The sequence below is a fragment of the Streptomyces sp. NPDC059534 genome, from assembly GCF_042743475.1.
Taxonomy (GTDB): domain Bacteria; phylum Actinomycetota; class Actinomycetes; order Streptomycetales; family Streptomycetaceae; genus Streptomyces.
Genome location: NZ_JBHWAQ010000011.1, coordinates 160,119 through 175,007 on the forward strand (window position 1 = coordinate 160,119; position 14,889 = coordinate 175,007).

The window sequence follows — 14,889 nt, forward strand, 5'->3', positions numbered from 1 at the left end:
GCCGCTCCGCGAGCCGCCTCAGGCCCCCCAGGGGCCGCCTCAGGACCCCGAGGGACTCCCCAGGACCCCCTCAGGACCCTCTGGAACCTCAGCGGGCCGTCCGCAGCCCGTCGAAGGCCAGGTGCGCCACGGTCTCGGCGAGCTGCTCGCGCTCCGCCACCGCGTCCGGATGCGGCCGGTACCACTCGACCAGCGAGTTGATCATGCCGAAGAGGAGCCGGGTGGCGAGCCGTATGTCCACGTCGGCCCGCAGGTCGCCCTCGGCGGCAGCCGCCTTCAGCAGGTCGGCCACCCGGTGGTCGAACTCCCGGCGCCGCTCCATCGCCCACCGCTCGGTCGCGGTGTTGCCCCGCACCCGCAGCAGCAGCGTCACGTACGGCAACTCCGCGATCAGCACCTCGACGGTCCGGCGCGTGACGTACTCGACCCGCTCGACGGCCCGGCCGCGACCCGCCCCCGGCTCGTCGAGCACCGCGAAGAGGCCGTCGAGCGCCCGGCTGACGGCCCGGCGCAGCAGCTCCTCCTTGCCGGACACGTGGTGGTAGATCGACGACTTGGAGATCCCCGCCGCCTTGGACAGGTGCTCCATGGACGTGCCGTCGTAGCCGCGCTCGTTGAAGACCCGCACCGCGACCGAGAGCAGCGTCTCGGGGGTGTAGGTGTCGCGCTTCGCCGTGGTCATCGGGAGTCCTCCCCGCCCTCGGCGGCCGCCCGGCGCACGAGGCCGAGCCCCGGTGCGTACCGGCCGGTCGCGTACCGCCTGTGCAGCTCCCGGAGCAGCCCGCAGGTGCGCCGGTGGCCGATCCTCCCGGTCCACTCCAGCGGTCCGGCCGGGTAGTTGACCCCGAGCCGCATCGCCGTGTCCACGTCCTCGGCGGTCGCGACGCCCCGGTCGACCGCGTCGGCCGCGACGTCGGCCAGCATCGCGACCGTACGGGCCACGATCATGCCCGGCACGTCCCCGATCACGGAGACCTTCTTGCCGAGCGCCTGGAAGAGCCCCACCGCCTCGGCGAGGACGCCCGGGTCGATGTCCTCGCGGGCCGACAGCACGATCCGGCTCGCGGCCGCGTAGTCGTACGCGAGGTCGAAGTAGATGACGGCCTCCTCGTCGTACTCGAAGGAGGTCTCGCCGTCCGCGAGGCTGAGCTCGCCGCCGCCCGGCAGCTCGATGTGCGCGCCGCCCTTCCTGGACAGGACGGTGATTCCGGCCGCCTCGAAGAGCCCCACCAGCGGATCCGCCGGCCCGAGGTCACCGCAGACGGTGATCCACTCGGGCGCCTTCGCGGGCGGCGCCGTGTGCGGTTCGGGCCGCTCGGCGCCCTCCGCGTACGAGAACCAGCCGTGGCCCGTCTTGCGGCCGAGCCGCCCGGACTCGACGAGCCGGCGCTGCGCGAGCGAGGGCGTGAACTTCGGGTCCTGGTAGAAGGACTCCCAGACGGAGCGGGTGACGGCCTCGTTGACGTCCTGGCCGATGAGGTCGGTCAGCTCGAAGGGGCCCATGCGGAAGCCGCCGCACTCGCGCAGGGCGGCGTCGATGGTGGCCGGGTCGGCCCCGCCCTCCTCGAACACCCGGAGCGCCTCCGCATAGAAGGGGCGGGCGACCCGGTTCACGATGAAGCCGGGGGTGTCCGCGCAGCGCACGGGCGTCTTGCCCCAGTCCTTCATCGTCTCGTACGCGCGCGTGGTGACGTCCGGGTCGGTGGCGAAGCCGCTGACGACCTCGACGAGCGGGAGCAGCGGCGCCGGGTTGAAGAAGTGCAGTCCGACGAACCGGCCGGGCAGCCGGAGCCCTCCCGCGATGGCGGTGACGGAGAGCGAGGAGGTGTTGGTGGCGAGGACGGTGTCGTCGCCGACGACCTTCTCCAGGTCGGCGAAGAGCTGCTGCTTGACGGGCAGCAGCTCGACGATCGCCTCGACGACGAGGGCCGCGTCCGCGAGCTCCGCGAGCTCCCGGGCGGCGTGCAGCCGTCCGACGGCCGCCTCCCGCACGACGGCGTCCATGCGCCCCTTCTCGACGAGCCGGTCCAGGCGGGCCGCGAGGGCGGCCACGGCCTCCTCGGCCCGGCCGGGGGCGCTGTCGTAGAGGCGGACGGGGTGGCCGGCGACCAGGGCGACCTGGGCGATCCCCTGGCCCATGGTGCCGGTGCCGACGACGGCGACGGTGCGGTCACGCCCGACGGGCTCCGGCGCCCGCTCGGCCACGGCTTCCCCTGCTTCCACGGCTTCCCCGGCGGCGGCAGGCTCACTGGCGGTCACGTCGTCGCTCCCCCTGACGGTCACGTTGGCGCTCATAGGAGTGATCCTCCCCGATGGGTTTTCCACAGGATCGACGGACCCCCTTGTCCCGACCGATCGTTCGGTTACTCTAACTCCGTACGCGTCTCCCTGCCCAGCTCGACGAGGAGTTGGTCCATCCATGGCCATCGCTCAGCTGACCACCGACCGTCTGGCCGAGAAGCACCGGTCCACGCTCGACCAGGCGCTCGACACCATCCGCACCCGCGCCTACTGGTCGCCGCACCCCGAGCACCCGAAGGCGTACGGCGCGGACGGCTCGCTCGACGCCGCGGCCGGCCTCGCCGCGCACCAGGCCCTGCTGAACACCCGCTTCGAGCTCGACCAGCCCGGCACGGACGGCTGGACCGGTGGCGAGACCTCGCCGTACGGCCCGTCCCTCGGCATCGAGTACCCGCACGCCGACATCGACGTCCTGCTCCCCGCGATGCGCGCGGGCACGGCCGCATGGCGGGACGCCGGGGCCGAGACCCGCGCCCTGGTCTGCCTGGAGATCCTCGCCCGGATCTCCGCCCGCACCCACGAGTTCGCCCACGCCGTCATGCACACCAGCGGCCAGGCGTTCATGATGGCGTTCCAGGCCGGCGGCCCGCACGCCCAGGACCGCGGCCTGGAGGCCGTGGCGTACGCGTACGCGGAGCAGACCCGCACCCCCGCGGGCCGGGCCGGCTGGTCCAAGCCGCAGGGCAAGCGCGACCCCCTGGAGCTGAGCAAGGAGTTCACCCCGGTCGGCCGCGGCATCGCCCTGATGATCGGCTGCAACACCTTCCCCACGTGGAACGGCTACCCGGGCCTGTTCGCCTCGCTCGCCACCGGCAACCCGGTCCTGGTCAAGCCCCACCCGCGCGCGGTGCTGCCGCTCGCGCTGACGGTCCGCGTCGCCCGTGAGGTGCTCGCCGAGGCCGGCTTCGACCCGAACCTGGTGGCGCTCGCCGTCGAGCGTCCGGGCGAGGGCATCGCCAAGACGCTGGCCGTGCGCCCGGAGATCCGGATCATCGACTACACCGGCTCCACCGAGTTCGGCGACTGGCTGGAGGACAACGCCCGCCAGGCCCAGGTCTACACCGAGAAGGCCGGCGTCAACACGGTCGTCGTCGACTCCACGGACGACTACAAGGGGATGCTGTCCAACCTGGCCTTCTCGCTGTCGCTGTACAGCGGCCAGATGTGCACCACCCCGCAGAACCTGCTGATCCCCCGCGACGGCATCGCCACCGACCAGGGCCCCAAGTCGTACGACGAGGTCGTCGCCGACCTCGCGGCGGCGGTCGGCGGCCTGCTCGGCGACGACGCCCGGGCGAACGGCCTGCTCGGCGCCCTGGTCAACCCGGACGTGAAGACGCGTCTGGAGGCCGCCGCCGGTCTCGGCGAGGTGGCGCTCGCCTCCCGCGAGGTGGTCAACCCCGAGTACCCCGACGCCGTGGTCCGCACCCCGGTCATCGTGAAGCTGGACGGCTCCAAGCCCGACGCCCAGGCCGCGTACTTCTCGGAGTGCTTCGGCCCGGTCTCCTTCGCCGTCTCGGTGGACTCCACCGCCGACGCCCTGGAGCTGCTGCGGCGCACGGTCCGCGAGAAGGGTGCGATGACCGTCGGCGCCTACACGACCTCGGCGGACACCGAGCGCGCGGTGGAGGAGGTCTGCCTGGAGGAGTCGGCCCAGCTGTCGCTGAACCTCACGGGCGGGGTGTTCGTGAACCAGACGGCCGCGTTCTCCGACTTCCACGGCTCCGGCGGCAACCCGGCGGCGAACGCGGCGCTGTGCGACGGCGCCTTCGTCTCCAACCGCTTCCGGGTGGTGGAGGTCCGCCGCCAGGTCTGACCCGGCGGCGGTGCGGAGGCCCACCGGGCCTCCGCACCTCCCTCAGGGCGTCTCGATCTCCGCGTACCGCTGCACCCACGCGTGCATGGCGACGGCGGCCGCGGCGCCCGCGTTGATCGACCGGGTCGAGCCGAACTGGGCGATCGAGCAGACCATCTCCACATGGGCGCGGGCCTCCTCGGTGAGCCCCGGCCCCTCCTGCCCGAAGAGCAGCACGCAGCGGCGCGGGAGCACGGTCCGCTCCAGCGGCACGGCGCCCGGCAGGTTGTCGATGCCGATGACGGGCAGGCCCTCGGCCGCCGCCCACGAGGTCAGCGACGTGGTGTCGGGGTGGTGCCGGACGTGCTGGTAGCGGTCGGTGACCATGGCACCGCGCCGGTTCCAGCGGCGGCGGCCCACGATGTGGACCTCCTTCGCCAGGAACGCGTTGGCGGTCCGCACCACCGAGCCGATGTTGAAGTCGTGGCCCCAGTTCTCCACCGCCACGTGGAAGTCGTGGCGCCGGGTGTCGAGGTCGGCGACGACCGCCTCCCGCGTCCAGTACCGGTAGCGGTCCACGACGTTGCGCCGGTCGCCGTCGGCGAGCAGCTCGGGGTCGTAGCGCTCGTCCTCGGGCCACGGCCGCGGGTGCGGCCCGACGCCGATCTCGGGGCCGAACCCCTCGTCGTACTGGACCGGCTCGGCGGCCTCGTCGGGCTCGGCCGCGGCCAGGCCGGCCGGCGCGGTTCCGGGCTTCTGTTCGGTGGTGCTCACCCGACGAGGGTACGGGGACCGGGTTCCTCGTCCGCACGGCGCTGGTCGGGCAGCGTCTGCACCGGCGTCCGCTTCAGCAGCCGGTCCCGGCCCCGCGCCGCCCGGGCGCCGAGTGCCACCAGGAAGGCCGTCGGCAGGAACACGGCGTCGGCGGAGATCATCGCGAGCGAGAAGACCGGCAGTCCGAGGAGCACCGCGATGCCGGCGTGCTCCAGCATCATCGCGACCAGCAGGACGTTCTTGACCTTGCGGTTGAAGAGCGTGAACGGGAAGGCGATCTGGACGATCACGGTGCCGTAGGACAGCACCATCACCATGATCCCGCTGGCGCCGAGGAGCTCGGAGAGGGCCGGCCAGGGCGTGAAGTAGTCGAGGTTGAGCGGGTAGAACAGCGCGGTGCCGTCCTGCCAGCGCGAGCCCTGGATCTTGTACCAGCCGGCGGTGGCGTAGATCAGGCAGACCTCCGCCATGATCACGACGAGGACGGCGTTGTGCGTCAGGTGGGCGAGGGCGTCGAGCAGGGTGCGCGGCTCCCCGGGCGCGTACCGGCACACCACCCACCACAGCGCGTTTCCGAGCCACAGCACCCACAGGAGCACCAGCAGCCACCACTCGCCGGTGACCTCGCTGAACCAGGTGGCGGCGAGGAGGAAGCCGCCGAGAACGGTCCACAGGAGCGGGCCGACGAGATCGCGGCGCGGGGGCTCCCCGGCCTGGGCCGCGCGGGCCTCGCGGGCCGCCCGGCGGGCGTCGAGGGACCACACCTGGCCGCAGCGGGTCAGCACCAGGTAGATCGCCATGAGGTGGAGGACGTTGTCGCCGCCGTCGCCCACGAAGACGGATCGGTTCTGCAGCGAGAGCACCCCGACCATGAACACGACCGACACGGCCCGGGTGCGCCAGCCCACCAGGAGCAGCAGGGCGGAGAGCGCCGCGAGCCCGTAGACCAGCTCGAACCAGAGTCGGCCGTCCGACCACATGAGCACCGTGAAGGCGTGGTTGCCGGACATCAGCCGGCGGGCCATCTCCCAGGACCACGGGCCGTCGGGCCCGTACAGCTCGTGCCGGTGCGGCAGCTCGCGCAGCAGGAAGACCAGCCAGGTCAGCGAGAAGCCGATCCGCACGATCGCGGACTGGTACGGGCCGAGGGAACGGCCGGTGACGGTCTGGACGGCGCGGGCGAGCCGCCGGTCGAAGGGTTCGCCGCCCCGCGCGCGCGTGGCGGCCGGCTTGTGGGTCGGCTCGCCGGCCGGTCCGTTCGCCGGCTCGTTCCTCGGCTCGTTCATCGGCCCGCCTCCGTGCGGCTTCGGTCGGCTCCGGCGGGCCGGTCGGCGTCGGTGACCTTCCACCACGGGAGGTCGCGGTGGGAGGGGGTGGCGTCGTTCTTCTCGGTGCTCCACCCGGGGGCGGCCACGGGCCGGGTGACGGTCCGCAGCTGGACGCGCCGTACGTCGGAGCCGTGCATGGACGGGTCCGCGTCCAGCCGGAGCATCGCGATCCGGCGCATGTACTGCTCCGAGAGGCGGCCGCGCAGCCCGTTGGGGCGGTTGTCGTCGGAGTGCGAGCTCCGGTAGAAGTCCACCGCCCGGCGGAGCTCGTTCTGCTGCGAGTGGCTGGGCATCGGGTTGTAGCGGATCGCGGCGACGTCCTGCGCGGTCAGGTCGATCCAGTCGGTGGTGCGGAGCTCTCCGCCGGTTCCGGCGATCTCGGCGCGCATCTCCACGGAGAGGTTCTGCTGGAGCGGGTTGGGCGCGAAGAGCTTCCAGTTCTGTTCGAACTCGGGATAGATCCACTCGTCGACGGCCTGGCCGTGCCGCTTCGTCAGCGTGTTGGACGGCGCCACGTGCAGGAACACCATCGCCAGATGGACGCAGGCGAAGACGCCGACGACGGCGAGCGCCACGGCGGCCACGACCTGGTAGGGCAGCGACAGGGCCATGATCCCGGTGCCGGAACGCGTCCCGGCGACGTCGGCCGGGGACGGCGTATCCCCAGGCAGGAGCCGGTCGTCGCTCACCTCGACCGCGTCCTCTTCCACGTGCGCGTCCATCCCGCCCCGACCCCCAACAACCCACCTCGGTCATCCACAGGGTTGACACCATACGGGCCGCCGACTCACCATTGAAGTCATTCAACCGAACGATCGGTCGGTAGGGAGTCCGATGACCGCAGTGACGGCAGGGACAGCAGAGACCACGGGCGCGCCCGGCGGCTCGGACACGGCCACGGCGCCGGAGCAGGCCGCCTACGAGGCCGTGTTCGACGCCGCCGTCGCCGCCGACGAGCGGATCGAGCCGCGCGACTGGATGCCCGAGGCGTACCGCGCCTCGCTCGTCCGGCAGATCGCGCAGCACGCCCACTCCGAGATCATCGGCATGCAGCCGGAGGCCAACTGGATCACCCGCGCGCCCTCGCTGCGGCGCAAGGCGATCCTCATGGCCAAGGTCCAGGACGAGGCCGGCCACGGCCTGTACCTGTACAGCGCGGCGGAGACCCTCGGGACCAGCCGCGACGAGCTGCTCGACAAGCTCCACTCGGGCCGCCAGAAGTACTCCTCGATCTTCAACTACCCCACGCTGACCTGGGCCGACGTCGGCGCCATCGGCTGGCTGGTGGACGGCGCCGCGATCACCAACCAGGTGCCGCTCTGCCGCTGCTCCTACGGGCCCTACGCCCGCGCGATGGTCCGCGTCTGCAAGGAGGAGTCCTTCCACCAGCGCCAGGGGTACGAGGCGCTGCTCGCCCTCTCCCGCGGCACCGAGGCCCAGCACGCCATGGCCCAGGACGCGGTGGACCGCTGGTGGTGGCCCTCGCTGATGATGTTCGGCCCCCCGGACGACGAGTCGACCCACACCGCGCAGGCGATGGCCTGGAAGATCAAGCGCCACTCCAACGACGAGCTGCGCCAGCGCTTCGTCGACATCGCCGTACCCCAGGCCGAGGCACTCGGACTGACCCTCCCCGACCCGGACCTCCGGTGGAACGAGGAGCGCGGTCACCACGACTTCGGACCGATCGACTGGACCGAGTTCTGGGACGTCCTCAAGGGGAACGGCCCCTGCAACGACCAGCGGCTGAGCAGGCGGCGCCAGGCCCACGAGGACGGCGCCTGGGTCAGGGAAGCAGCCTCGGCCTACGCGGAGAAGCACACCGGCACGCACGGAGAGGCACAGGCATGACGAGCGACGGTTGGCCGCTGTGGGAGGTGTTCGTGCGCTCCCGCCGCGGACTGTCCCACACCCACGCGGGCAGTCTCCACGCGCCCGACGCGGAGATGGCCCTGCGCAACGCCCGCGACCTGTACACCCGCCGCAGCGAGGGTGTGTCGATCTGGGTCGTCCCCTCCACGGTCATCACCGCCTCCTCGCCGGACGAGAAGGACCCCTTCTTCGAGCCGGCCGCGGACAAGCCCTACCGGCACCCGACCTTCTACGAGATCCCGGACGGGGTGAAGCACCTGTGAGCGCCCCGACCGCGCCGGAGGCCGCCGCGTTCACCGGCGCCGCCCTCGCCCTCGGCGACGACGCCCTGATCCTCTCCCACCGCCTGGGGGAGTGGGCCGGCTCCGCCCCCGTCCTGGAGGAGGAGGTCGCCCTGGCCAACATCGCCCTCGACCTCCTCGGCCAGGCCCGCGTCCTGCTCTCCCTCGCCGGCGACGAGGACGAACTGGCCTACCTCCGCGAGGAGCGGTCCTTCCGCAACGTCCAGCTGGTCGAGCAGCCCAACGGCGACTTCGCCCACACCATCGCCCGGCAGCTCTACTTCTCCACCTACCAGCGCCTCCTCTACGGACAGCTGGCCGCCGGCGACGGTCCCTTCACGGGTCTCGCCGCCAAGGCGGTCAAGGAAGTCGCCTACCACCAGGACCACGCCGAGCACTGGACCCTGCGCCTGGGCGACGGCACCGCCGAGAGCCACGAGCGGATGCAGCGCGCCTGCGACGCCCTGTGGCGCCACACCGGCGAACTCTTCCGGCCCGTCGACGGCCTCGTCCTGGACCACGCCGCCCTGGAGAGCGCCTGGCTGGTCTCGGTCACCGACGTCCTCGGCCGGGCCACGCTCACCGTGCCCTCCGGCCCGCGCACCGGCGCCTGGGCCGCCGGAGCCGGCCGGCAGGGTTTGCACACCGAGTCGTTCGGACGGATGCTCGCCGAGATGCAGCACCTGCACCGCAGCCACCCGGGGGCGACATGGTGACCATGACGGCCCTGGAGGAGGAGCTGAACCGGATCGCCGGCGCCGTCCTCGATCCCGAGCTGCCCGTCCTCACCCTGGGCGAGCTCGGCGTCATGCGCGGCGTCCAGGTCACCGGCCCCGGCCGGGTCGAGGTCGCCCTCACCCCGACCTACACGGGCTGCCCCGCGATCGAGGCCATGTCCTCCGACATCGAGCGCGCGCTCCACGAGCACGGCGTGCCGGAGGTCTCCGTCGTCACCGTCCTCGCCCCCGCGTGGTCCACCGACGACATCAGCGAGGAAGGCCGGCGCAAGCTCGCCGAGTTCGGCATCGCCCCGCCCCGCCCCCAGGGCCCCGCGGGCGGTCCCGTGCCGCTGACCCTCGCGATCCGCTGCCCCCACTGCGGCTCCACCGAGACCGAGCTGCTCAGCCGCTTCTCCTCCACGGCGTGCAAGGCGCTGCGCCGCTGCACCGCCTGCCGTGAACCGTTCGACCACTTCAAGGAGTTGTAGATGGCGACCTCAGGCTCCGGGCGGGCCGGATTCCAGCCGCTCCGGGTGAGCGAGGTCGAGCGGCTCACGGACGACTCCGTGGCCGTCACCTTCGCGGTCCCGCCCGAGCTGCACGAGACGTACCGCCACCTCCCCGGCCAGCACCTCGCCCTGCGGCGCACCGGCGAACAGGGCGAGGAGATCCGGCGTACGTACTCGATCTGCGCCCCCGCCTCCCCGGCCGGCGAGGCCCCCGTCCTGCGCGTCGGCATCCGGCTCGTCGACGGCGGCTCGTTCTCGACGTACGCGCTCAAGGAACTCGCCGTCGGCGACGTCGTCGAGGTCATGGAACCCATGGGCCGCTTCTCGCTCGCCCCGCGCCCCGGCCACTTCGCGGCCGTCGTCGGCGGCAGTGGCATCACGCCGGTCCTGTCGATGGCCGCCACCCTGCTCGCCCGCGAGCCGGAGGCCCGGTTCTGCCTGGTCCGGAGTGATCGCACCGCCGCCTCGACGATGTTCCTCGACGAGGTCGCCGACCTCAAGGACCGCTACCCCGACCGCTTCCAGCTGGTCACCGTCCTCTCCCGGGAGGAGCAGCAGGCGGGCCTGCCGTCCGGCCGCCTCGACCGCGAGCGGCTGACCGGACTGCTGCCCGCGCTGCTGCCGGTCGGCGAGATCGACGGCTGGTTCCTCTGTGGTCCCTTCGGGCTCGTCCAAGGCGCCGAGCAGGCCCTGCGCGGCCTGGGCGTCGACCGCGGCCGGATCCACCAGGAGATCTTCCACGTCGACGACGGCTCGGCCCCCGCGCCGGCCCCCGCGGCCGACGCCCCCGCGCACGCCACCCTGACCGCGACCCTGCACGGCCGGTCCGGGACCTGGCCGGTCGACCGGGGCGAGACGCTGCTCGACACCGTGCTCCGCGCCCGCGCCGACGCCCCGTACGCCTGCAAGGGCGGGGTGTGCGGCACCTGCCGCGCCTTCCTCGTCGGCGGAGAGGTGCGGATGGACCGCAACTTCGCGCTGGAGCCGGAGGAGACCGAGGCCGGATACGTCCTGGCGTGCCAGTCCCATCCCGCCACCCCGGACGTGGAGCTGGACTTCGACCGCTGACGCCGGCCGCACCCGCCGGCCGGTGACTTCGGCCGGTGACTTCGGCCGGTGACTTCGGCCGGTGGGTGCGGCCGCTCACGAAGTCCGGGCGCTGCCCATTCCCTTCCCCTAGAACCTGTTCTATCTTGACGACCCGTCAGGAGCGCGCGCACAGCAGCGGGAACGGCAACGGGAGGGCAGGACAGTGGACTTCACCTTCACCGAAGAGCAGCAGGCGGCCGCCGAGGCGGCCAAGGCGGTCTTCTCCGACGTCGCACCCGACGCGGTGCCCAGCCCCGCACTCACCCCGGGCGCCGTGTCGGACGACTTCGACCGGCCGCTCTGGTCCCGCCTCGCCGCCGCCGACCTGCTCGGCCTCGTGCTGGCCCCCGAGCACGGCGGCGCGGGCCTCGACGCCGTCGCGCTCTGCCTCGTCCTGCGCGAATCCGCCCGCGTCCTCGCCCGGGTCCCGCTCCTGGAGACCAGCGCCGTCGCCATGACCATCGAGCGGTACGCCGACCCGGAGACGGCCGCCGCCCTCCTCCCCCGCGTCGGCCGCGGCGAACTCGTCCTCACCGCCGCCTCCCACGGACGCACCGGCCACGACCCGGCCGACCTCGCCGTCACCGCCCGACCCGACGGCACCGGCTGGCTGCTGGACGGCCTCCAGACCGCCGTTCCCTGGGCCCACGGCGCCGACATCGTCGCCGTCCCCGCCCGCACCCCCGACGGCCGCACCGTCCTCGCCCTGCTGCCCCGTACCCACCAGGGCCTCGGCCTGACGGAGCAGTACTCCACGAACGGCGAACTCCTCGCCGAACTACGGCTCGACGCCGTCCGCCTCGACCGCACCGACGTCATCGACACCGACGGCGTCTGGGCAGGGCTGCGCGACCTCCTCACCACCGGCACCTGCGCGCTCGCCCTCGGCCTCGGCGAGGCCGTGCTCACCATGACGAGCCAGTACACCGGCAAGCGCGAACAGTTCGGCCACCCCGTGGCCACCTTCCAGGCCGTCGCCGTCCAGGCCGCCGACCGCTACATCGACCTGCGCGCCGTGGAGGCGACGCTCTGGCAGGCCGCCTGGCGCGTCGCCACCGGAGCCGACGGGGCGCTCCCCGCCGCCGGGGACATCGCCGTCGCGAAGATCTGGGCGTCCGAAGGGGTACGGCGCGTGGTGCAGACCGCCCAGCACCTGCACGGAGGCTTCGGCGCCGACACCGACTACCCCCTGCACCGCTACCACGCGTGGGCCAAGCACCTCGAACTCTCGCTCGGCCCCGCCGCCGCCCACGAGGAGGCACTGGGCGACCTGCTGGCCACCCACCCCCTCGGCTAGCGTCCCCGCGCGCATCCACCCGCGCGGGGCCGTCCCGCGCGGGTCAGAGGACGAAGGCCGGGCTGCCGTTCGTCGTCACCATCGGGCGGCCGGCGCCGTCCCACGCGAGCATCCCGCCGTCGACGTTCACCGCGTCGAAGCCCTGCTGCGTCAGGTACTGCGTGACCTGCGCCGACCGGCCGCCGACCCGGCACATCACATACGCGCGCCCACGCTCGGCCACGGCCTCGGTCACCTCGCCGAAGCGCGCCACGAAGCCGCTCATCGGCACGTGCAGCGCACCCTCGACGTGACCGGCCTCCCACTCGTCGTCCTCCCTGACGTCCAGCACCAGGGCATCGGCCGGCACGGAAGCCGCGTCCACCGAGGGCAGCGGGGAGAAATTCATGGGAACGGCCTTCTCTCGTCAGTACCGCCCGAACGGACTCGGGCGCACGGAAAACCTACTCCACCAGCCCCGTCAGCTCGGCCTCACGCTCGGAGACCTGCGCGAGCAGCTGCTCCGCGATCTCCTCCAGGAGCCGGTCCGGGTCGTCCGGCGCCATCCGCAGCATCGCGCCGATCGCGCTCTCCTCCAGCTCCCGCGCCAGCGCCGACAGCATGTCCTTGCGCTCCGCGAGCCACTCCAGGCGCGCGTACAGCTCCTCGCTCTCGCTGAGCCGCTCCTCGGCCGGCGCCGGGCCGGCCTCCCATTCGGCGGAGAGCTCGCGCAGCAGCGCCTCGTCGCCCCGGGCGTAGGCGGCGTTCACCCGCGTGATGAACTCCTCGCGCCGCTTGCGCTCGTCCTCCTCGCGGGCCAGGTCGGGGTGGGCCTTGCGCGCCAGCTCGCGGTAGAGCCGACGGGCCTCCTCGCCGGGCCGGACCCGCTTCGGCGACTGCACCGGCCGGCCGGTGAGCATCGCGGCGGCCTCGGCGGAGAGGCCGTCGGAGTCGACCCAGTCGTGGAACAACTCCTCCACGCCCGGCATCGGCAGAACCGCGGCCCGCGCCTCCTGCGCCCGCCGTACGTCCTCCGGATCGCCGGTGCGCGCCGCCAGGGCCTCGGCGATGCGCGCGTCGAGCTCGTCGAGCCGCGCGTACATCGGTCCGAGCCGCTGGTGGTGCAGCCGGGAGAAGTTCTCCACCTCGACCCGGAAGGTCTCCACCGCGATCTCGAACTCGATCAGCGCCTGCTCGGCCACCCGCACGGCACGCTCCAGACGCGCCTCGGGCCGCTCGTCCCCGGGCCCCTCGTTCACACCCTGGTCCACGCTCACGTCCACGCCCGCCCAGTCCTCGTTCCGCCTCGACGCACCCAGCCTACGGTCCTGCGGGGGCTCCTCCGCGCGGCCGGTGTCAGACGCCCGGTTCCGCCGGGGTGCGGCCGGTGCGGATGGCGGTGAGGAGGTCGGCGTGGTCGGCCTCGGTGCGGTCGGCGTAGCCGACGGCGAAGGCGGCGAGAGCGGTGTCCAGCTCCTCGTTCTTGCCGCAGTACCCGGCTATCAGGCGCGGGTCGGCGCTGTGGGCGTGGGCGCGGGCGAGAAGGGCGCCGGTCATGCGGCCGTAGTCGTCGAGCTGGTCGGGGGTGAGGGCGGCGGGGTCGACGCTGCCCTTGCGGTTGCGGAACTGGCGGACCTGGAAGGGGCGCCCCTCGACGGTGGTCCAGCCGAGCAGGATGTCGCTGACGACCTGCATCCGCTTCTGTCCGAGGACCACGCGCCGCCCCTCGTGGCCGGGGTCCGGCACGGTGAAGCCCGCGGCGGGCAGGTGGGGGAGCAGCGCCGACGGCCGGGCCTCCTTGACCTGGAGGACGAGCGGCTCGCCCCGGTGGTCGAGGAGCAGGACGACGTAGGAGCGGGTGCCGACGCTGCCGGTGCCGACGACGCGGAAGGCGACGTCGTGGACGGCGTACCGCGCGAGGAGCGGCAGCCGGTCCTCGGAGACGGTCTCCAGGTAGGCGCCGAGGGAGAGGGCCACCTCGGCGGCCTCGGCGTCGGGGACCCTGCGGAGCACCGGGGGAGCGTCGACGAATCTGCGGCCGCCGCCCTCGGCGTCCGTCACGGCCTCGGTCGACCGGGCGGCGAAGCGGGCGCTGGTGTTGTTGCGGGCTTTGGCGGAGACCCGCTCCAGGGTGCCGAGGAGGTCCCGGGCGTCGGTGTGGGAGACGAGCTCCTCGTCGGCGATCGCGTTCCAGGCGTCGTGGGCGGGGAGCCGGGCGAGCAGCCGCATGGTGCGGCGGTAGGCGCCCGCGGTGTCGAAGGCGGCGGCCCGGCAGGTGTCCTCGTCGGCGCCGACCTCGCGGCCGGCGAGGACGAGGGAGGTGGCGAGCCGCTTGAGGTCCCATTCCCAGGGGCCGACGATGGTCTCGTCGAAGTCGTTGAGGTCCATGACGAGCCGGCCGCGGGCGTCGCCGTACAGGCCGAAGTTGGCGGCGTGGGCGTCGCCGCACAGCTGGGCGGCTATGCCGGTGACGGGGGTGGCGGCGAGGTCGTGGGCCATCAGTCCGGCCGAGCCGCGGAGGAAGGCGAAGGGGCCGGCCGCCATCCTGCCGACGCGTATCGGCGCGAGCTCGGGGACACGGCCCCGGTTGGACTCCTCGACGGCGCGGACGGCGTCGGGGCGGTCGGCGGCGAGGGCGGGCCGGGCGTGTGCGGAGCGGGGGACCCGGTCGCGCAGGCTCTTGCCCCGCGCCTTGGGGGAGGCTCCGGTGTCCGTGCCCCCGCCGACGGCCGCGCGGCGCGCGAACCCCGGCACGTGGGGCACGCGGATGCCGGCGGCCTCTCCGTCCGTGTCGCGCTGTCCCGGCACGACGGTCCGGTTCTCGTCCATGGGACGACCTCCCCCGATGCGATGTTCCAACATCATCCGGCCCCGACCGTACCGCCGTGTCCGAGCGGCCGTCTCCCCCTGTGGACAACGCCCTGTGGACAACGCCCCGGAGGCGA

15 protein-coding genes are annotated in these 14,889 nt (G+C 73.3%); 7 read left to right on the top strand and 8 right to left on the bottom strand.

Annotated elements, in window-relative coordinates; translation table 11 throughout:
* Positions 1-88: 88 nt before the first annotated feature.
* Positions 89-682, bottom strand: coding sequence for a TetR/AcrR family transcriptional regulator (locus ACFVZH_RS16255; protein ID WP_384897684.1), 594 nt, complete (start codon positions 680-682; stop codon positions 89-91).
* Positions 679-2,295, bottom strand: coding sequence for a 3-hydroxyacyl-CoA dehydrogenase (locus ACFVZH_RS16260; RefSeq protein WP_384897686.1), 1,617 nt, complete (start codon positions 2,293-2,295; stop codon positions 679-681). The genes ACFVZH_RS16255 and ACFVZH_RS16260 overlap by 4 nt, the downstream gene beginning before the upstream one ends.
* Positions 2,296-2,419: 124 nt before the next feature.
* On the opposite strand from ACFVZH_RS16260, the gene paaN reads away from it, so the two are divergent.
* A complete protein-coding gene (gene paaN, locus ACFVZH_RS16265; RefSeq protein ID WP_384897688.1) occupies positions 2,420-4,117 on the top strand; it encodes a phenylacetic acid degradation protein PaaN in 1,698 nt (565 codons plus the stop codon).
* A gap of 42 nt (positions 4,118-4,159) precedes the next feature.
* Here paaN and ACFVZH_RS16270 read toward each other — a convergent pair whose 3' ends face one another.
* From ACFVZH_RS16270 to ACFVZH_RS16280, 3 genes are read right to left on the bottom strand one after another with little or no spacing between them, the layout of a single operon-like run.
* Positions 4,160-4,870 carry a TrmH family RNA methyltransferase gene (locus tag ACFVZH_RS16270; RefSeq protein ID WP_384897690.1) on the bottom strand — a complete coding sequence of 237 codons (711 nt, stop codon included), beginning with the start codon at positions 4,868-4,870 and terminating at the stop codon, positions 4,160-4,162.
* Positions 4,867-6,156, bottom strand: a complete 1,290-nt coding sequence (locus ACFVZH_RS16275; protein ID WP_384897692.1) for an HTTM domain-containing protein — start codon at positions 6,154-6,156, stop codon at positions 4,867-4,869. The genes ACFVZH_RS16270 and ACFVZH_RS16275 overlap by 4 nt, the downstream gene beginning before the upstream one ends.
* Positions 6,153-6,920 (bottom strand): DUF5819 family protein, encoded by a 768-nt coding sequence (locus tag ACFVZH_RS16280; protein WP_384897694.1) that lies wholly within the window; start codon positions 6,918-6,920, stop codon positions 6,153-6,155. Before ACFVZH_RS16280 ends, ACFVZH_RS16275 begins: the two co-directional genes overlap by 4 nt.
* Positions 6,921-7,032: 112 nt before the next feature.
* Between ACFVZH_RS16280 and paaA the strand changes: the two genes are divergently transcribed.
* From paaA to ACFVZH_RS16310, 6 genes are all read left to right on the top strand, one after another.
* The gene (gene paaA / locus ACFVZH_RS16285; protein WP_384897696.1) at positions 7,033-8,049 is read left to right on the top strand and encodes a 1,2-phenylacetyl-CoA epoxidase subunit PaaA; all 1,017 of its coding nucleotides are present in this window, start codon (positions 7,033-7,035) and stop codon (positions 8,047-8,049) included.
* The gene (gene paaB, locus ACFVZH_RS16290; RefSeq protein ID WP_384897698.1) at positions 8,046-8,333 is read left to right on the top strand and encodes a 1,2-phenylacetyl-CoA epoxidase subunit PaaB; all 288 of its coding nucleotides are present in this window, start codon (positions 8,046-8,048) and stop codon (positions 8,331-8,333) included. The genes paaA and paaB overlap by 4 nt, the downstream gene beginning before the upstream one ends.
* Complete coding sequence (gene paaC, locus ACFVZH_RS16295; RefSeq protein ID WP_384897700.1) at positions 8,330-9,067, top strand: 1,2-phenylacetyl-CoA epoxidase subunit PaaC; 738 nt, start codon at positions 8,330-8,332, stop codon at positions 9,065-9,067. The genes paaB and paaC overlap by 4 nt, the downstream gene beginning before the upstream one ends.
* Positions 9,061-9,558 (top strand): 1,2-phenylacetyl-CoA epoxidase subunit PaaD, encoded by a 498-nt coding sequence (paaD, locus tag ACFVZH_RS16300; protein ID WP_384897702.1) that lies wholly within the window; start codon positions 9,061-9,063, stop codon positions 9,556-9,558. Before paaC ends, paaD begins: the two co-directional genes overlap by 7 nt.
* Complete coding sequence (locus ACFVZH_RS16305; protein ID WP_384897704.1) at positions 9,559-10,647, top strand: 2Fe-2S iron-sulfur cluster-binding protein; 1,089 nt, start codon at positions 9,559-9,561, stop codon at positions 10,645-10,647.
* A gap of 184 nt (positions 10,648-10,831) precedes the next feature.
* Positions 10,832-11,965, top strand: a complete 1,134-nt coding sequence (locus ACFVZH_RS16310) for an acyl-CoA dehydrogenase family protein (protein ID WP_384897706.1) — start codon at positions 10,832-10,834, stop codon at positions 11,963-11,965.
* A gap of 43 nt (positions 11,966-12,008) precedes the next feature.
* Here ACFVZH_RS16310 and ACFVZH_RS16315 read toward each other — a convergent pair whose 3' ends face one another.
* The 3 genes from ACFVZH_RS16315 to ACFVZH_RS16325 form a co-directional block, all read right to left on the bottom strand.
* Positions 12,009-12,353, bottom strand: a complete 345-nt coding sequence (locus ACFVZH_RS16315; protein ID WP_384897708.1) for a rhodanese-like domain-containing protein — start codon at positions 12,351-12,353, stop codon at positions 12,009-12,011.
* A gap of 55 nt (positions 12,354-12,408) precedes the next feature.
* A complete protein-coding gene (locus tag ACFVZH_RS16320; protein WP_384897711.1) occupies positions 12,409-13,227 on the bottom strand; it encodes a hypothetical protein in 819 nt (272 codons plus the stop codon).
* A 73-nt stretch (positions 13,228-13,300) separates the two neighbouring features.
* Entirely contained in the window at positions 13,301-14,773 is a 1,473-nt protein-coding gene (locus ACFVZH_RS16325; RefSeq protein ID WP_384897713.1) for a DUF2252 domain-containing protein, read from the bottom strand.
* Positions 14,774-14,889 lie beyond the last annotated feature (116 nt).